This is a genomic window from Burkholderia sp. Bp9031 (assembly GCF_003857965.1).
Lineage (GTDB): Bacteria > Pseudomonadota > Gammaproteobacteria > Burkholderiales > Burkholderiaceae > Burkholderia > Burkholderia ambifaria_A.
The window spans coordinates 25,652-39,482 of sequence record NZ_QTPW01000024.1; the positions used below are offsets into that span (position 1 = coordinate 25,652).

Annotated in this window: 15 protein-coding genes and 2 pseudogenes; 8 read left to right on the forward strand and 9 right to left on the reverse strand. The window is 67.5% G+C overall.

Going from position 1 to position 13,831, the window contains the following annotated elements:
• Nucleotides 1-43: 43 nt before the first annotated feature.
• Nucleotides 44-1,498, reverse strand: coding sequence for a M20 family metallopeptidase (locus DIE15_RS25945; protein WP_057929431.1), 1,455 nt, complete (start codon nucleotides 1,496-1,498; stop codon nucleotides 44-46).
• A 146-nt stretch (nucleotides 1,499-1,644) separates the two neighbouring features.
• On the opposite strand from DIE15_RS25945, the pseudogene DIE15_RS38195 reads away from it, so the two are divergent.
• Nucleotides 1,645-1,848: pseudogene (locus DIE15_RS38195) on the forward strand (hypothetical protein); the annotation flags it as partial.
• 69 nt (nucleotides 1,849-1,917) lie between these two features.
• On the opposite strand, the gene DIE15_RS25955 reads toward DIE15_RS38195, so the two are convergent.
• Together DIE15_RS25955 and ftrA are read right to left on the reverse strand one after the other, a co-directional pair.
• Nucleotides 1,918-2,646 carry a hypothetical protein gene (locus DIE15_RS25955; RefSeq protein WP_124834690.1) on the reverse strand — a complete coding sequence of 243 codons (729 nt, stop codon included), beginning with the start codon at nucleotides 2,644-2,646 and terminating at the stop codon, nucleotides 1,918-1,920.
• Nucleotides 2,647-2,826: 180 nt separating this feature from the next.
• Nucleotides 2,827-3,801 carry a transcriptional regulator FtrA gene (ftrA, locus tag DIE15_RS25960; protein WP_057929433.1) on the reverse strand — a complete coding sequence of 325 codons (975 nt, stop codon included), beginning with the start codon at nucleotides 3,799-3,801 and terminating at the stop codon, nucleotides 2,827-2,829.
• Between the two features lie 111 nt (nucleotides 3,802-3,912).
• Between ftrA and DIE15_RS25965 the strand changes: the two genes are divergently transcribed.
• A complete protein-coding gene (locus DIE15_RS25965) occupies nucleotides 3,913-4,332 on the forward strand; it encodes a rhodanese-like domain-containing protein (RefSeq protein WP_124834691.1) in 420 nt (139 codons plus the stop codon).
• A gap of 90 nt (nucleotides 4,333-4,422) precedes the next feature.
• Entirely contained in the window at nucleotides 4,423-4,749 is a 327-nt protein-coding gene (locus tag DIE15_RS25970) for a superinfection immunity protein (protein WP_057929435.1), read from the forward strand.
• Nucleotides 4,750-4,764: 15 nt separating this feature from the next.
• Here DIE15_RS25970 and DIE15_RS25975 read toward each other — a convergent pair whose 3' ends face one another.
• From DIE15_RS25975 to DIE15_RS26000, 6 genes and pseudogenes are all read right to left on the reverse strand, one after another.
• Entirely contained in the window at nucleotides 4,765-5,946 is a 1,182-nt protein-coding gene (locus DIE15_RS25975) for a cytochrome P450 (protein ID WP_124834692.1), read from the reverse strand.
• A gap of 138 nt (nucleotides 5,947-6,084) precedes the next feature.
• Entirely contained in the window at nucleotides 6,085-6,351 is a 267-nt protein-coding gene (locus DIE15_RS25980) for a YodC family protein (RefSeq protein WP_057929437.1), read from the reverse strand.
• A gap of 336 nt (nucleotides 6,352-6,687) precedes the next feature.
• Nucleotides 6,688-7,548, reverse strand: a complete 861-nt coding sequence (locus DIE15_RS25985; protein ID WP_124834693.1) for an oxaloacetate decarboxylase — start codon at nucleotides 7,546-7,548, stop codon at nucleotides 6,688-6,690.
• Between the two features lie 270 nt (nucleotides 7,549-7,818).
• Nucleotides 7,819-7,968, reverse strand: a pseudogene (locus tag DIE15_RS38055) (GNAT family N-acetyltransferase); the annotation flags it as partial.
• A gap of 3 nt (nucleotides 7,969-7,971) precedes the next feature.
• The gene (locus DIE15_RS25995; RefSeq protein WP_124834694.1) at nucleotides 7,972-8,832 is read right to left on the reverse strand and encodes a MurR/RpiR family transcriptional regulator; all 861 of its coding nucleotides are present in this window, start codon (nucleotides 8,830-8,832) and stop codon (nucleotides 7,972-7,974) included.
• A gap of 55 nt (nucleotides 8,833-8,887) precedes the next feature.
• Nucleotides 8,888-9,241, reverse strand: a complete 354-nt coding sequence (locus DIE15_RS26000) for a NirD/YgiW/YdeI family stress tolerance protein (protein ID WP_124834695.1) — start codon at nucleotides 9,239-9,241, stop codon at nucleotides 8,888-8,890.
• A gap of 225 nt (nucleotides 9,242-9,466) precedes the next feature.
• Here DIE15_RS26000 and DIE15_RS26005 point away from each other — a divergent pair, with 225 nt between their 5' ends.
• The 5 genes from DIE15_RS26005 to DIE15_RS26025 all read left to right on the forward strand — a co-directional run bounded on the left by DIE15_RS26005 (nucleotide 9,467) and on the right by DIE15_RS26025 (nucleotide 13,369).
• Nucleotides 9,467-10,129, forward strand: coding sequence for a response regulator (locus DIE15_RS26005; protein WP_057929441.1), 663 nt, complete (start codon nucleotides 9,467-9,469; stop codon nucleotides 10,127-10,129).
• On the forward strand, nucleotides 10,126-11,502 hold the full coding sequence (locus DIE15_RS26010; RefSeq protein WP_057929442.1) for an ATP-binding protein: 1,377 nt from the start codon (nucleotides 10,126-10,128) through the stop codon (nucleotides 11,500-11,502). The genes DIE15_RS26005 and DIE15_RS26010 overlap by 4 nt, the downstream gene beginning before the upstream one ends.
• A 255-nt stretch (nucleotides 11,503-11,757) precedes the next feature.
• Nucleotides 11,758-12,204 (forward strand): MarR family winged helix-turn-helix transcriptional regulator, encoded by a 447-nt coding sequence (locus DIE15_RS26015; protein ID WP_124834729.1) that lies wholly within the window; start codon nucleotides 11,758-11,760, stop codon nucleotides 12,202-12,204.
• A gap of 35 nt (nucleotides 12,205-12,239) precedes the next feature.
• Nucleotides 12,240-12,608, forward strand: coding sequence for an antibiotic biosynthesis monooxygenase (locus DIE15_RS26020; protein ID WP_057929444.1), 369 nt, complete (start codon nucleotides 12,240-12,242; stop codon nucleotides 12,606-12,608).
• Nucleotides 12,609-13,168: 560 nt separating this feature from the next.
• Nucleotides 13,169-13,369, forward strand: coding sequence for a hypothetical protein (locus DIE15_RS26025; protein WP_057929445.1), 201 nt, complete (start codon nucleotides 13,169-13,171; stop codon nucleotides 13,367-13,369).
• Nucleotides 13,370-13,831: the final 462 nt, after the last annotated feature.

Here is a 13,831-nt window from a genome sequence, read left to right on the forward strand (position 1 = left end):
CTCCATCAGGTCGGGTCAAGGGCGGGTCAGGCAGCAACGTGGATCAGCGCGCGGACGCGATCACGTCCGCCACCGCCGCGGTCAGCTTCTTCGCGTACGGCACGTGCAGGAACTCGTTCGGGCCGTGCGCGTTCGACTTCGGCCCGAGCACGCCGCACACCATGAACTGCGCGGCCGGGAAGCCTGCCTGCAGCACGTTCATCAGCGGGATCGTGCCGCCGAGGCCCATGTAAGCGCAGTCCGCACCGAAGTGGCGGCGCGACGCGGCGTCGAGCGACGACGCGAGCCACGGCGCGAGATCCGGCGCGCTCCAGCCGGTCGCGGCGCCCGCGTCCGGCTTGAACGTGACCTTCGCGTTGTACGGCGGATCGAGTTCGAGCAGTTCCTTCAACTGCTGCACGGCCTGCGCGGCATCGACGAGCGGCGGCAGGCGCAGCGACAGCTTGAACGCGGTGCGCGGACGCAGCACGTTGCCCGCATCGGCGAGCGCCGGCAGGCCGGCTGCGCCCGTCACCGACAGCGACGGACGCCACGTCGAATTCAACAGCGCCTCGCGCGGATCGGTCGTGGTCGGCAGCACCGGCTTGCCGTCCGCGCCGCAGGCCCACGGCAGCCCCTTCCATACGGCGTCGCCGAGGATCGCGGCAGCCGCGTCGGCTTCGCGCACGCGGCTGTCGGGAATCTCGCAATGGAACACGCGCGGCAGCAGGTTGCCGTTCTTCGCATCTTCCAGCCGTTCGAACAGCTGACGCATCACGCGGAAGCTCGACGGCGCGATGCCGCCGAACACGCCCGAGTGAACACCTTCCTCGAGCACCTCGACCTGCAGGTCGCCGGACACCAGCCCGCGCAGCGACGTCGTGAGCCACATCTGGTCGTAGTTGCCGGCGCCCGAATCGAGGCACACGACGAGCGACACCTGGCCGAGCCGGTCGCGCAGCGCGTCGACGTACGGCAGCAGGTCGTAGCTGCCCGACTCCTCGCAGGTTTCGATCAGGCCGACGCAGCGCGGCCGTTCGACGCCCTGCTCGTCGAGCGCGCCGAGCGCCGCGAGGCTCGCGTAGATCGCATAGCCGTCGTCCGCGCCGCCGCGGCCGTACAGTTTGCCGTTCTCGAGCTTCGGCGTCCACGGGCCGAGGTCCGCGCGCCAGCCGTCGAATTCGGGCTGCTTGTCGAGGTGGCCGTACAGCAGGATCGTGTCGGTGCTGCCCGAGCGTGTCGCGGGGGTTTCGAAGAAGATCACCGGCGTGCGGCCGGGCAAGCGCACGATCTCGAGCTTCAGGCCTTTCACCGGCTGGCGTTCGGCCCACTGCGCGGCATCGGTGACGACGCGTTCGAGATATCCGCGTTTCGCCCAGTCGGGGTCGAATGCGGGACTCTTCGCGGGGATCGCGATGTAGTCGGTCAGTGCGTGGAGGATTTCATCGTTCCACTTGCGCTCGACGAAGGTCACGAGCTTGTCATGGTCGAGGACGGGGGTAGTGTCGACGGAGGTCATGGTGGGGGTGCCTGGATAGGGCTGACGAAAAACCGGATGATACGCCGATGGCCCCGGCCCGGGGCCCTTTCCGCGCCGTTTTCAGGGTCGGTTTCGGGCCCGTTTTCCCTATTGCTCGAACGCGCTGCCGCGCAGCGGATTCATCACCCTATCCGCCCGGCATCCCGCTGCTGATGCCCGGAGAAAACGCGGGGCCGGCCGACGGCCCGCTGCTCGGCTACCTGAAGGCGCTCGAGCAGTACGACCTGCGCGTCCCCAGCTTCACGCACGACACGCACGGCGTCGAAGTCGAGGACGGCGTGTACCGGATCGCGTGCATCAAGGAAACCGCGCACGATACCGACACGCGCCGAGCATGCGCGTCGCGACGCCGCGCCGGCAACACGCGGCCGGCGTCGCGATGCATGAGGACCTGCCGGTTACGCCGGCAGCTGACCAACCCACGCGGCAAGCAGCGCTTCGCCTTCCTCGTCGAGCTTGCCCTTCAGCTCGCCGTACCACGGCGCGATCGCATCGGCCGGCTGCGTGGCCTTCAGGATCTCGAGACTGTTCTCGAGGAATGCGGAAAAGAACGGAATGCCGCGCATGTAGAGGAACGTCGAATCGGTGATGCGCACGTGGCCATACACGTCGCGCACCCATGCGAGATGCGGCAGCGACTCGCGCAGGTGGCCGCTTTGCATCAGCGCCGAGATAAAGTTCACGCGCGCGGCGACATCCGACTGCTCGCGCGTGTCGTGATTGACCTCGGCGGCCTTCTGCATCCACGCTTCGCCGCGTTCCACTTCGTCGCACATCACGGAAGTCGTCGCGAGCTGCACCGCGTTGTGCGCGCTCGGCTCGCGCTGGAACAACGCGAGCCAGTACGGAAACGCTTCCGGGTAACGCTTCATCACCGAGTACGACAGCGCGCACAGGCGCGCCGCATCGGCCAGCCGCTCTGCATGCGGCGCGGCGGCCGCGATCGCGGCCTCGTGCCGGCCGGCCTGGAATGCCTTCAGCGCGGGTGCGAGTTCGGACGCGATGTCGGGGCCATCCTGCCCGGCCGCGTCGGATGCTTCCGGAGCGTCTGGCGCACCGGTCGAAGGTACGGGCGACGCGGCTTCGTCGCGCGGTTTCTTTCCGAACAGCTTTCCCAGCAGGCCCATGGTGATTGTCCTTGTCCTTGTCGTTGTGAGGGATCAATGGCGGCTTCCCGCCGCGGCGCGCGGGATGGGCGGCATGCGTGGATCGGGTCGCCGCACGGCGACCGCCATCTTACGCGCGCTTGAAGTCGACAAGAAATGACCGACGGCCGGGCGCCGCCGATGCAGGGGAAGACGCGACGCTTACGCGTGCGGAGGCCGGACGCCGCGATCCATCCCGCGCCGGTACGCGGCGGGGCTCGTCGCCGCGACACGCCGGAAATGGCGGCGCAGCGACTCCTCGGAACCGAACCCCGAGCGCACGGCAATCTGCGCGAGCGACAGCGCGGGATGCGTTTCGAGCATGTCCTTCGCGACGTTCACGCGCTCGCGGATCAGCCACGCGAGCGGCGACATGCCCGTTGCATCCGCGAACTGGCGCTGCAGCGTGCGCGTGCTCATCGCGGCCTGCGCGGCCAGCGACGCGAGCGTGTGCGGCTCGGCCGCATGCGCGCGCATCCAGTCGATCAGCTTCGCGAGTCGGTCGCTGCCGCCCGGTGCGACCGGGCGCGGCACGAACTGCGCCTGGCCGCCGTCGCGATGCGGCGGCAGCACGAGACGTTGCGCGACGCGGTTCGCGATCGCGCCGCCATGATCGCGACGCACGAGATGCAACAGCATGTCGAGCCCCGCGGCCGAGCCGGCCGACGTGACGATCTGCCCTTCGTCGACGTACAGCGCGTCGGGATTCACGCGCAGCGCCGGATAGCGCGCCTGCAGGCGCTCGGCATAACGCCAGTGCGTCGTCACGGTCAACCCGTCGAGCACGCCGGCCGCCGCGAGCACGAACACGCCCGAGCAGATCGAACAGAGCCGCGCGCCGCGGCGATGCGCGGCACGCAGCCTCTTCAGCAACGGCTCCGGCGGCAGTTCGTCCGGATCGCGCCAGCCGGGGATCACGATGGTGTCCGCGCGATCGAGCATCGCGAGCCGGTACGGCGCGGCGACCGTGATGCCGCCGGCCGCGCGCACGGGCCCCGGCTCGCTCGCGCAGACCGCGAAGCGATACCAGTCGACGTCGAGTTCCGGGCGTTCGAGCGCGAACAGTTCGACCACGCAGCCGAATTCGAAGGTGCAGAGGCGATCGTAGGCGAGCGCGACGACGAGATGATTATGCATGGCGCGATGTTACCGGAACTTGTCGATCGCGCCACTGCCGGAAAAGCCGGCGAACCGCGATACTGCCCTTCATTCCGGCGCATTCCGCGCCGTCCTTCAGGAGCGCCTTTCATGTCATACGTAACCGACGTCCCCGCCGCCGACAGCGCCGCCGCCCTCGCCCACTTCGAAGCGTCGCTGCGCTTCGAGACCGACTGCTGGGACGTGCATGACGCGTTCGCGTCCGGCGCGCCCGATTTCGTGCTGCTCGACGTCCGGAGTCCGGAACAGTTTGCCGCCGGCCACGTGCCCGGCGCGCGCAACCTGCCGCACCGCAAGATCGTCGCCGGCAAGCTCGCCGACCATCCGGCCGACACGCTGTTCGTCGTGTACTGCGCGGGTCCGCATTGCAACGGCGCCGCGCGCGCGGCGATCCGGCTCGCGCGGCTCGGCCGCCCGGTGAAGCTGATGATCGGCGGCGTTACCGGCTGGCTCGACGAAGGTTTCGTGCTGAGCAACGATGCGCAGCTGGAGGCCGCCGCCGCGCACTGATCGTCATTAAAAACGCAACAATCAATTGCCAGCACACAAACGGAAAAAGCGCGACAATCGGTCTCATTGCAGTTCGGACGGAGCAGCAACATGCAACACGCAGTCCTGATTCAGGTGGCCGGTTCGGTCGCAGCGATCGCGCTCTATTTTCTCCCGGCCGTCATCGCCGACCGGCGCGGCCGGCACGACAAGCTGATGATCGCGATGTTCAACGCCCTGTTCGCATGGACGGGCATCGGCTGGCTGATGACGCTGTACTGGGCATGCCAGCCGAACCCGCAAACCGACGTCGCGCAAACCATCCTCGCGAAGCGCCGCGGCATCAGCATGCGGACCTTCTCCACCGGTCTCGTCGAACGCGTGCAGCGCCGCGTCGCCGCCCAGGAGCAATGGGCCGAGAAGCAAGGTTGCCGTTAAGTCCCGCTTTTCCGCTTACCTCGCCACGCCGAACTTCGGCATCCTGACGTTGGTCGAGGCCCGGTAGTCCCACACCAGCCTGTCGCGCGGCGCGTCACCGCCCGCGCGCAACCATGCCCCGAACGCTCCCGCCGTCACTACCCGCGCGATCCGCTCGCCCGGGCACGCGTGCGGCCCCGTGCCGAAGCCGAAGTTCGGCCCCGGCGCGCGATCCGGCAGCAGCCGATGCGGCTCGCGATGCACGGCCGGATCCCGATTCGCGGCCGCCAGCACGACCAGGATGACCGCACCGGCATCGACGGTCACGCCTTCGATCGTCGTGCGCGATGCGACGAAGCGGCGCGTGTTCTGTACCGGCGAATCGAATCGGCCAACCTCGGCGACGAAAGCATCGAGCACGGCGGTATCCGGCATCGCGCACTCGCCGCCTGCGCCGGCGGCCGTCGCACCGTCCCATGCGACCAGCACATTGCCGAGCCACGCCGCCGTGGCCTCGCACGTCTGCGACAACAAGCCGACGAGATTCGCGACCAGCGCACCGCTCGCGTGCCAGCCCGCGGCGCCGGCCGCCTGCTGAATCGCTGCAACCCATGAGCCGTCCTGCGCACGTGTATGCGCAACGCGCTCCGTCATCCGCTCGAGCAGTTGCCGCGCGGCTTCGCTTGCGCGGGCCAGCGCCGCGCCGTCGGACAGCGGCGACAGCGCCGCGACGAAGTCGACGACCAGCGCGGCGATGCCGTCGAGCTGCGCAGCGTCGAAACCGAGCAGATCGGCGACCGCGCAAACGGGCACGGTCAGACACCACGCGTTCAACGCATCGGCGTCATGCAACGCGCGCAGCCGGCTGCCGGCGAGCTGTGCGGCACGTTCGCGCAACATGTGGGTGTCGATCGGCGCGAACGCCGCGCGCAGCGCCTGCTTCGGCACGTCGTGCCGCAGTGCGCCATCGTTCATGCGCACCAGTTCGCCGAACAGCGCGCCTGCGGTCGTGCCGCGCAACGCGGGCGGCACCGGCATATCGAGCGGCCTGACACGGCACGCCGGATGGCCAAGCACCGCCGTCACGCTCGCGGCCCGGCTCGCGACCCACAGGCCGAGCGTGGCGTCGAACGCGAGCGGCGGCCCGTCGACGAGCGTCGCGTAGTAGGGATAGGGATCGCGGTGCGTGACCGCGGCAATCGGATCGGTCGGGTTCATGCGTCCAGTATCGGTGTGCCGGGCCGCCGCATGTTTCGGGCTGACGTGAAATGTCGTGGATATTGCGGTGGTGCCGGCACCGCTGCTGCATGGCAACATACGGGCGGCAAGCGGCGCCGCGCCGTAGCGAAGGCGGCGTCAGGCCGCCGACCGGTAGCGGTGCGCCTGCATGCGCACGCGGGCGCGCCCGGCGGAAATCGCGCGCGGCTCGAGCACCACCGTCTCGTGATGAAACATTTCCTGTCGGAAGTGGCCGCTGTCGTCGAACCACTGGCAGATCAGCCAGTCGGCATCGTCGAACACGACCGGCCCGGCATAGGTGACGGTCATGCGCGGCCCGCCGGTTTTCAGCGTCACGACATCGCCGACGCGAAAGCCACTGCGGTGATTGTCTCGGATCGTCATCGCTCTCTCGATATTTTATATATTCATTTTTCTGCGGCCCGCCGACACTGTCGTTTTGACGGTGCCGAAGATTACCAATTCGAAAAATAATCGGCAACTCCTTGAAACGGAAAGGATTCGGTCGAGGAATCGCAACAATAGGCAGGACCGGTGCATCTGGCTGATGATCGATCGCCAGAACCGACGCGGCTTGCGCGCCGGTTCCGGTCGAAAAGCCGGAATGCGGAGAATAAACGATGCAATTCTCGCCGTCGTCGGACTTTAAATGGACGGCGATTTCGATTGATTACTGTCAATCAGTTTTCGGCTGGAAACGTTCCCATGTTTTATTAGCGGTCATTGTGCAAACGAAACGTGCGAATTGTCCGGCGCCGCAAACCAGCGATCGAGGTCGCGCCCCGACACCGCCGCTTGCGCGAACGTGAACGTGCCGTCGCGCGCCATTTCCGTCGCGGCGCGCAGGAACGCGCCGAGCGCGGCCCGCGCCAGTGCACCGCCGACGCTGACGCGCTTCACGCCGAGCGCCGCAAGCGCATCGAGGCTCAACAACCCGCCTTGCAGCCCCATCACGACGTTGACCGGCGCGCCGACCGCGCGGGTGACCGCTGCGATGTCGTCGGCATCGGTCAGGCCCGGCGCGTACAGCACGTCGGCGCCCGCGTCGCGGTACGCGACCAGCCGCGCGATCGTATCGGCGAGGTCGCGGCGGCCGTGCAGGTAGTTTTCGCAGCGCGCGGTCAGCGTGAACGGAAACGGCAGCGCGCGCGCCGCGTCGACCGCCGCCGCGATGCGCTCGACCGCAGCGTCGTGCGGATAGATCGGCGCATCGGCACGGCCGGTCGCATCCTCGATCGAGCCGCCCACCGCGCCGGCGCCGGCCGCGAGGCGGATCGTCTCGGCAACCGTGTCGGGTGCGTCGCCGAAGCCGTTCTCGAGATCGGCGCTGACCGGCAGGCCGCCCGCGGCGACGATCTCGGCGATGTGGCCGAGCATTTCGTCACGGCCGATCGCGTTGTCGGGCCGCCCTCTCGAATACGCGAAACCGGCGCTCGTGGTGGCAAGCGATTCGAAGCCGGCCATCGCGAGCAGCCGGGCGGAACCGGCGTCCCACGGGTTCGGGATGATGAAGGCGCCGGAGCGCGCGTGCAGCGCGCGGAAGGCTTCGGCGTGGCGGAACTGCGCGTCGGAATCGGACATCGGTGTCTCCTCGGGACTGGAGACGCCAGCATACGCGCGCGCGGCACCGCGACGGTTCGCGGTGCGGTGAAATGTCGATGTGGATGCCAGGCCCTCGCATGTGCGGTGCTGCGGTGCTGCGGTGCGTGGTGCTGCGTGGTCCGGCGTGGTCCGGCGTGGCACGGCACGGCACGGCACGGTGCGGTGCGGTGCGGTGCGGTGCGGTGCGGTGCGGTGCGGTGCGGTGCGGTGCAGCGTAGTGCGGCGTGGCCCGGTGCGGCGCGCCGCCGCTCAGGAACCAAGCTTCTTCGTCAGGAAAATGCGCGTATGCCTGGCCGGACAATCCGGCAGTTCACCGAAGCGGATATAACCGCGCTTCTCATGGAACCACCGCGCTTGGCAGTCGAACGTATCGAGCCACGCGCTCTGACAACCGCATGCCCGCTACACGACATACGCCCCCTTCGCATGCAACTCCGCTTCCGTGCGCTCGAGCGCCGCAATCGCATCGCTGCCTTCGAGCGCGAGCAACTGCGCGACCAGCGCTTCGGCCATCGCATGCGCGGCGACCAGCGACGGAAAGAACGACGGGCTGTCGTGCGTGAAGATCAGCTGTGCGTCCGCATGCAGCGCGATCGGCGACACCGCGCTGTCGGTGATCGCGACGATCTTGCTGCCCTGCGCTTTCGCCGCTTGCGCGACGCGCGTCGCCTCCGCCGAATACGGCGCGAAACTGATGATCACGGTCACGCTCTGCTTCGCGATCGTGCGCAGCTCCATCTCGAGCGAGCCGGCGACGCCGTTGAGCAGCGACACGGTCGGCCGGAACAGCCGGTAGCCGTACACGAAACCGAACGCGACCGGATAGCACGACCGGAACCCCGCGACATGCACGTGCGATGCCTTGCGGATCAGCTTCGCGGCATCCGCGAGCGCGTGCTCGTTCTGTGCGGCGGTCGCGGCGAGATTGTGCTGCTGCGCGGCAAGCAGGTCATGCGAGAGCGACGCCTTAGCGTCGGGCTTCACGAGCGAACGCGCACGCTGCGTGAGCGGCTCGGGACGCGCGCGCACGCGCGCGACGCACAGGTCGCGCAACTCGTTCCAGCCGGGGAAACCGAATTGCTGCGCGAGCCGCACGAGCGATGCGGGCTGGACCTGCGCGCGCTGCGCGACCTTGCGCATCGACGAGGTGGCGACCTCGTCGGGATGATCGAGCAGAAATGCAGCGCCCGCCTGGAATTGCGGGCTCAGTTCGGAAAATTGCGCCCGGATCCGGGACGCGAGTTCATCGAAATTGGCAGCCATCTTGGTGGGAACGGGAACCGGTCGCCCATGGTATCACCGGCCCCGCGCACACCGGTCAGCGCAGCACTTCGACGTGGTCGGCGTCGAGCTTCACGCGGCCCGACCATTTGCGCTCGAACTCGCCAGTCACCTTCACTTCGTTCTTGTCGCTGACGGGCTGGCCGGCCGCCCACAGCTTGTGGTCGATCTCGACGTGGATCGTGCCCGTCGCATCGGCGAACTCGTAATCCTCGCCGCCGACGTGCTTGACGATGCGCCCCTGCAGTTGCACGTGCTGGTCGTCCTTGCCGTTCGCGAGGAGTTCCTTCACGGTGGTCGTCGTCAGCGCGGACGGTCCGGTGTACTGCGCATGGACGGCGGCCGGCAGCGTCGCGAGCGCGACCGTCAGGATTCTGGCCAGGTGTTTCATGATTGCGTTCCTCTTCTTCGATGTGGTGTCGCGCCCCGTTGAACGCGACGAGCCAAGATTACGGACCGTAAGATTAAGCAAACCTGAAGGCGCGCCGAAGCGACACGGTGCCGCATTGGACAAGTACGAAAGCGCCACCGCCCGCCGGCCGTTAAGCTCGCCCTAAGACACCTGCGCTTATCATGGGAATCCCGGGCGCCCGCGCCCGCCAACAGACACGAATCCATGCGCGTACTGCTCGTCGAGGACGATCCGCTGATCGGCAGCGGGCTCGAACAGGGCCTCAAACAGGAAGGCTTCGCGGTCGACTGGGTCAAGGACGGCGACGCCGCGTCGCTCGCGCTGCGCTCCACCGGCTACGGCCTGCTGCTGCTCGATCTCGGGCTGCCGAACCGCGACGGCCTGTCGGTGCTCGCGTCGCTGCGCCGCCGCGACGAAACCCTGCCCGCGATCATCATCACCGCGCGCGACGGCGTGCCGGACCGCATCGCCGGCCTCGACAGCGGCGCCGACGACTACCTCGTCAAGCCGTTCGTGCTCGAGGAACTGCTCGCCCGCATTCGCGCGGTCAACCGCCGCCATGCGGGGCGCGCGCAAACGACGCTCTCGATCGGCCCGCTGCGGCTCGACCCGATCAAGCACCTGGTCTGGCTCAACGACGACGAAATCACGCTGTCGCCGAAGGAATTCGTGCTGCTGCACGAACTGATGCGCGACCCCGGCGCGGTGATCTCGCGCGAGCAGTTCGAGGAACGGCTGTACAGCTGGGGCGAGGAAATCGAGAGCAACGCGGTGCAGGTGCACATCCACAACCTGCGCAAGAAGCTCGGCCACGACATGATTCGCACGGTACGCGGCGTCGGCTACCGGATCGGTGACGGCGCATGACGAACCTGCAACGCGCGATCGCGCGCTGGCGCAGCGCGTCGCTGCGGCGGCGCCTGTTGACATGGCTGCTGCCCGCCGCATGCGTGATCGGGCTGGTCGCGAGCGCGGGCACCTACTGGGGCGCGCTGCGCGAGCTCGACGATCTTCTCGACGACCAGATGCGCAGCATGTCGAAGCAGATCGTCGTCGGCCCGAACGGCGAGCTGTCGTTCCGCAACCAGGGCGACGGCAAGCACGACTTCGAGGCCGGCGATCCCGACGCCGTGCTGCTGCAAGTCTGGCGCAACGGCGCGCTGGTCTATTCGACCGATCGCAAATCGACGCTGCCGCCGCCCGCGCAAACGGGCGTCGCGAGCGTCAACGTCGGCGGCCAGCCCTGGCGTACCTACGTGACCGAACGCGGCGGCACGACGATCCGGCTCGCGCAGGCCCGCCATGCGCGCTGGGAAGCGATCGCCGGCATCGCGGTGCACCTGCTGTGGCCGGTATTCTCGATGCTGCCGGTGCTCGCGATCGGGTTGTGGTTCGGCATCGGCGCGGGGTTGCGGCCGCTGCGCACGATCGCATCCGGCCTGAAGCGCAGGAATGCGAACAATCTCGAACCGGTCGACGTCGCGTCGATGCCGAACGAGGTCCGCCCGCTCGCCGAAGCGATCAACGACCTGCTCGCGCGACTCGACCGTTCGTTCACGCTGCAGCGCCACTTCATCGCCGATGCCGCGCACGAGCTGCGCACGCCGATCATGGGGCTGTCGATCCAGTCGCAATTGCTGCGGCGCGCCGCGACGTCCGAAGAACGCGAGCAGATCCTCGCGCAGATCCACGCGGGCACGACGCGCCTCGGCCACCTCGCCGAACAGTTGCTGACGCTCGCGCGCCTCGAACCCGATGCGCAGGCGTCCGCCGCGGCATCCACGCCCGTCGATCTCGCCGCGCTGTGCCGCTCGGTCGTCGCCGACCGCACGCGCGTCGCGGATGCGCACCGGATCGACCTCGGCGCGATCGTGTCGTCGCCGGTGATGGCCGCCGGCAATATCGACACGTTGCGCGTGCTGCTGAACAACCTCGTCGACAACGCGATCCGCTACGCGGGCGACGGCGCGCGCGTCGACGTGTCCGCGCGCCTCGACGGCGCGACGCCCGTGCTCGAAGTCGCCGACGACGGCCCCGGCATTCCGGAGGCCGAGCGCACGGACGTATGGGAGCGCTTCTATCGCGGCGAAGGCGCGCAGGCGGCCACGTCGTCGGGCAGCGGGCTCGGGCTGTCGATCGTCAAGCGGATCGCCGAACAGCATCGCGCGACGGTCGCGCTCGGCACGACGCAAGGCGGGCGCGGGCTGACCGTGACGGTGCGCTTTCCCGTGCCGGCCTGACGCGCGCCCGATGTGCGGCTTTTCCACAGATTGTGTTGGCAAGCTTGTGGACAACCCACCGCTAACGGCGCCAAGCCATTGATCTGAAAGGATTTGCCGGTCGTGCGCAGCGAATGCGCCAGCCCATCGCACATCGCGTACCGGTCCTTCCCCTCCCGACCCGGCACTGTCCTCCCATTACGGCGACATGCGGCCAATTTGACAACCAGTTGTCTATTGCGTAAACTGGTTGTCAATTCATCGCACATCCCGACCATGACGAAACCCGCCAAGCTGACTGCCGTCGCGCTGTCCGTCTTCCGGCTGAACGGCCTGCTGATCGAATGGGGCAATACCTTTGCCGCGCCGCACGGCCTGACCAGCGCACGCTGGCAAGTGCTGGGCGCCATCTCGATGGCGCCGGAAGCCCCGAACATCCCGCAGATCGCCGACGCCATGGGCATCACGCGGCAGGCCGTCCTGAAACAGATCAACGTGCTGACGGAAGAAGGTCTCGTGCAGCCGCTGGCGAACCCGACACACAAGCGCTCCCCGCTGTATGCGCCGACCGCGCGCGGTGCTGCGGCCTATCAGGCGGTGGTCGAGCAATGGCAACAGCATGTCCGCGACATCTCCGGTCAGTTCAGTTCGGCTGACCTCGATGCGGCGATTCGTGTTCTGTCCGCGATGTCCGATGCGCATGCGCCGAACGGACAAACGTGATCGCACCACCGACCCACTACTCACAGGAGTGCCTGATGCCTCATTTCAAACCGATGGATCCGGCCTTTCCGATCCAGCAGCAGTTCGGCATCGACGCGGCCCCCGTCGTCCTCGTCAACGTCTTCACGCTCGATCCTGCCGATGAAGCCGATTTCCTGGCCGTGTGGAAGGACGACGCCGAGTTCATGAAACGGCAGCCGGGATTCATTTCGACGCAGCTGCATCGCGCGCTCGGCGACAGTCCGACTTACTTCAATTATGCGATCTGGGAGTCGACCGACGCGTTTCGCGCGGCCTTCACGCATCCCGAGTTCGTCGCGAAGCTCTCGGCCTATCCGTCGTCCGCCGTCGCGAGCCCGCACTTGTTCCAGAAAGTCGCCGTGACGGGCATTTGTACCGCGTGAGCCCACGCACGAACCGGGGCCGCGCACGGTTTGCATGCCATGCGTGCCGCCCGATCGCGACGCGGACTTCTCCACAGAAAATGTTGGCAAGCTTGTGGATATCCTGCGCACCGCAACGCTAAGCCCTTGATCCGACAGACTTTGGCACGCGTGATGCAGACGCGCCGCGCGCCGCACCGTCATACGCGCCGGTTCGCCGCACTTCGCATCACGATGCCACGTCGGCGCCCTGCCAATACGCCACGCGATCGTCGCGTCACTTACCCACAGATTTTGTTGGCAAGCTTGTGGATATCCTGAGCAAGCATCGGCTAACCCGTTGATCGGCCAGTGATTCATGCGCCGCGTCACCGTTGCGGCACCGCGCGGGGCCGCCTGCGTGTGCGGCCGGACGATCCGGCGCGACAGCGGCACCTGCCCGCACCTTGACGCCCGCACACGCGACGCGTCACGATCACACGAGCCGCACGCGGCCACGCAGCACGAGACTTCACGCGACGGCACCGCGGGCCGGCCGTTCCGCCCGCACCGGACAACGGCACATCATTCCGAGGAAGACCATGGAACACTTCACCGCAGCGCAGTTGCTCGTCTCGCTCGTGCTCGTCGCGATCGTCGTCTATCCGTATGTCCGCATCGTTCGGCGTACCGGACATTCGGGCTGGTGGATCCTGACGATGTTCGTCCCGGTCCTGAACTTCGTGATGTTGTGGGTGTTCGCGTTCGCGCGCTGGCCCGCCGTCGACGATCGGCAGGGCTGAACATCGAACGGGCGACCGCGCAGGCTTGTCCACAGATTGTGTTGGCAAGCATGTGGATAGCCTGCGCATACCGCGATCAAGCGCTTGATCCGAAAGGCTTTGTCCGCGCCGCTTCGAATGAGGCACGCGGCAGGCAACACGCCGCTCGCGCATCGTCACGCAACGCAACGGGTTGCGTATCGTGCGCGCCATGCCGCTTGTCCACAGATTGTGTTGGCAAGCGTGTGGATAGCCTGCGCATACCACGCACAAGCGCTTGATCCGAAAGACTTTGTCGGCGCCGCCTCGAACCGTGCAGGCAGGCCGGCGCAACGCGTGCCGCATGCCATCGCGGCGTTCGTTGCGCGATGAACGCGACCGCTTGCAGCCTTGTCCACAATTTGTGTTGGCAAGGATGTGGATATCCTGAGCATGTGTGACCTAAGTCGTTGATCGCACAACGTTTCGACCGGCTGGTCACGA

Bases quoted from the DNA above. Each gene is read 5' to 3' on its own strand.
- DIE15_RS25945 (WP_057929431.1), bottom strand. From the start codon at position 1,498: ATGACCTCCGTCGACACTACCCCCGTCCTCGACCATGACAAGCTCGTG.
- DIE15_RS25955 (WP_124834690.1), bottom strand. From the start codon at position 2,646: ATGGGCCTGCTGGGAAAGCTGTTCGGAAAGAAACCGCGCGACGAAGCC.
- ftrA (WP_057929433.1), bottom strand. From the start codon at position 3,801: ATGCATAATCATCTCGTCGTCGCGCTCGCCTACGATCGCCTCTGCACC.
- DIE15_RS25965 (WP_124834691.1), top strand. From the start codon at position 3,913: ATGTCATACGTAACCGACGTCCCCGCCGCCGACAGCGCCGCCGCCCTC.
- DIE15_RS25970 (WP_057929435.1), top strand. From the start codon at position 4,423: ATGCAACACGCAGTCCTGATTCAGGTGGCCGGTTCGGTCGCAGCGATC.
- DIE15_RS25975 (WP_124834692.1), bottom strand. From the start codon at position 5,946: ATGAACCCGACCGATCCGATTGCCGCGGTCACGCACCGCGATCCCTAT.
- DIE15_RS25980 (WP_057929437.1), bottom strand. From the start codon at position 6,351: ATGACGATCCGAGACAATCACCGCAGTGGCTTTCGCGTCGGCGATGTC.
- DIE15_RS25985 (WP_124834693.1), bottom strand. From the start codon at position 7,548: ATGTCCGATTCCGACGCGCAGTTCCGCCACGCCGAAGCCTTCCGCGCG.
- DIE15_RS25995 (WP_124834694.1), bottom strand. From the start codon at position 8,832: ATGGCTGCCAATTTCGATGAACTCGCGTCCCGGATCCGGGCGCAATTT.
- DIE15_RS26000 (WP_124834695.1), bottom strand. From the start codon at position 9,241: ATGAAACACCTGGCCAGAATCCTGACGGTCGCGCTCGCGACGCTGCCG.
- DIE15_RS26005 (WP_057929441.1), top strand. From the start codon at position 9,467: ATGCGCGTACTGCTCGTCGAGGACGATCCGCTGATCGGCAGCGGGCTC.
- DIE15_RS26010 (WP_057929442.1), top strand. From the start codon at position 10,126: ATGACGAACCTGCAACGCGCGATCGCGCGCTGGCGCAGCGCGTCGCTG.
- DIE15_RS26015 (WP_124834729.1), top strand. From the start codon at position 11,758: ATGACGAAACCCGCCAAGCTGACTGCCGTCGCGCTGTCCGTCTTCCGG.
- DIE15_RS26020 (WP_057929444.1), top strand. From the start codon at position 12,240: ATGCCTCATTTCAAACCGATGGATCCGGCCTTTCCGATCCAGCAGCAG.
- DIE15_RS26025 (WP_057929445.1), top strand. From the start codon at position 13,169: ATGGAACACTTCACCGCAGCGCAGTTGCTCGTCTCGCTCGTGCTCGTC.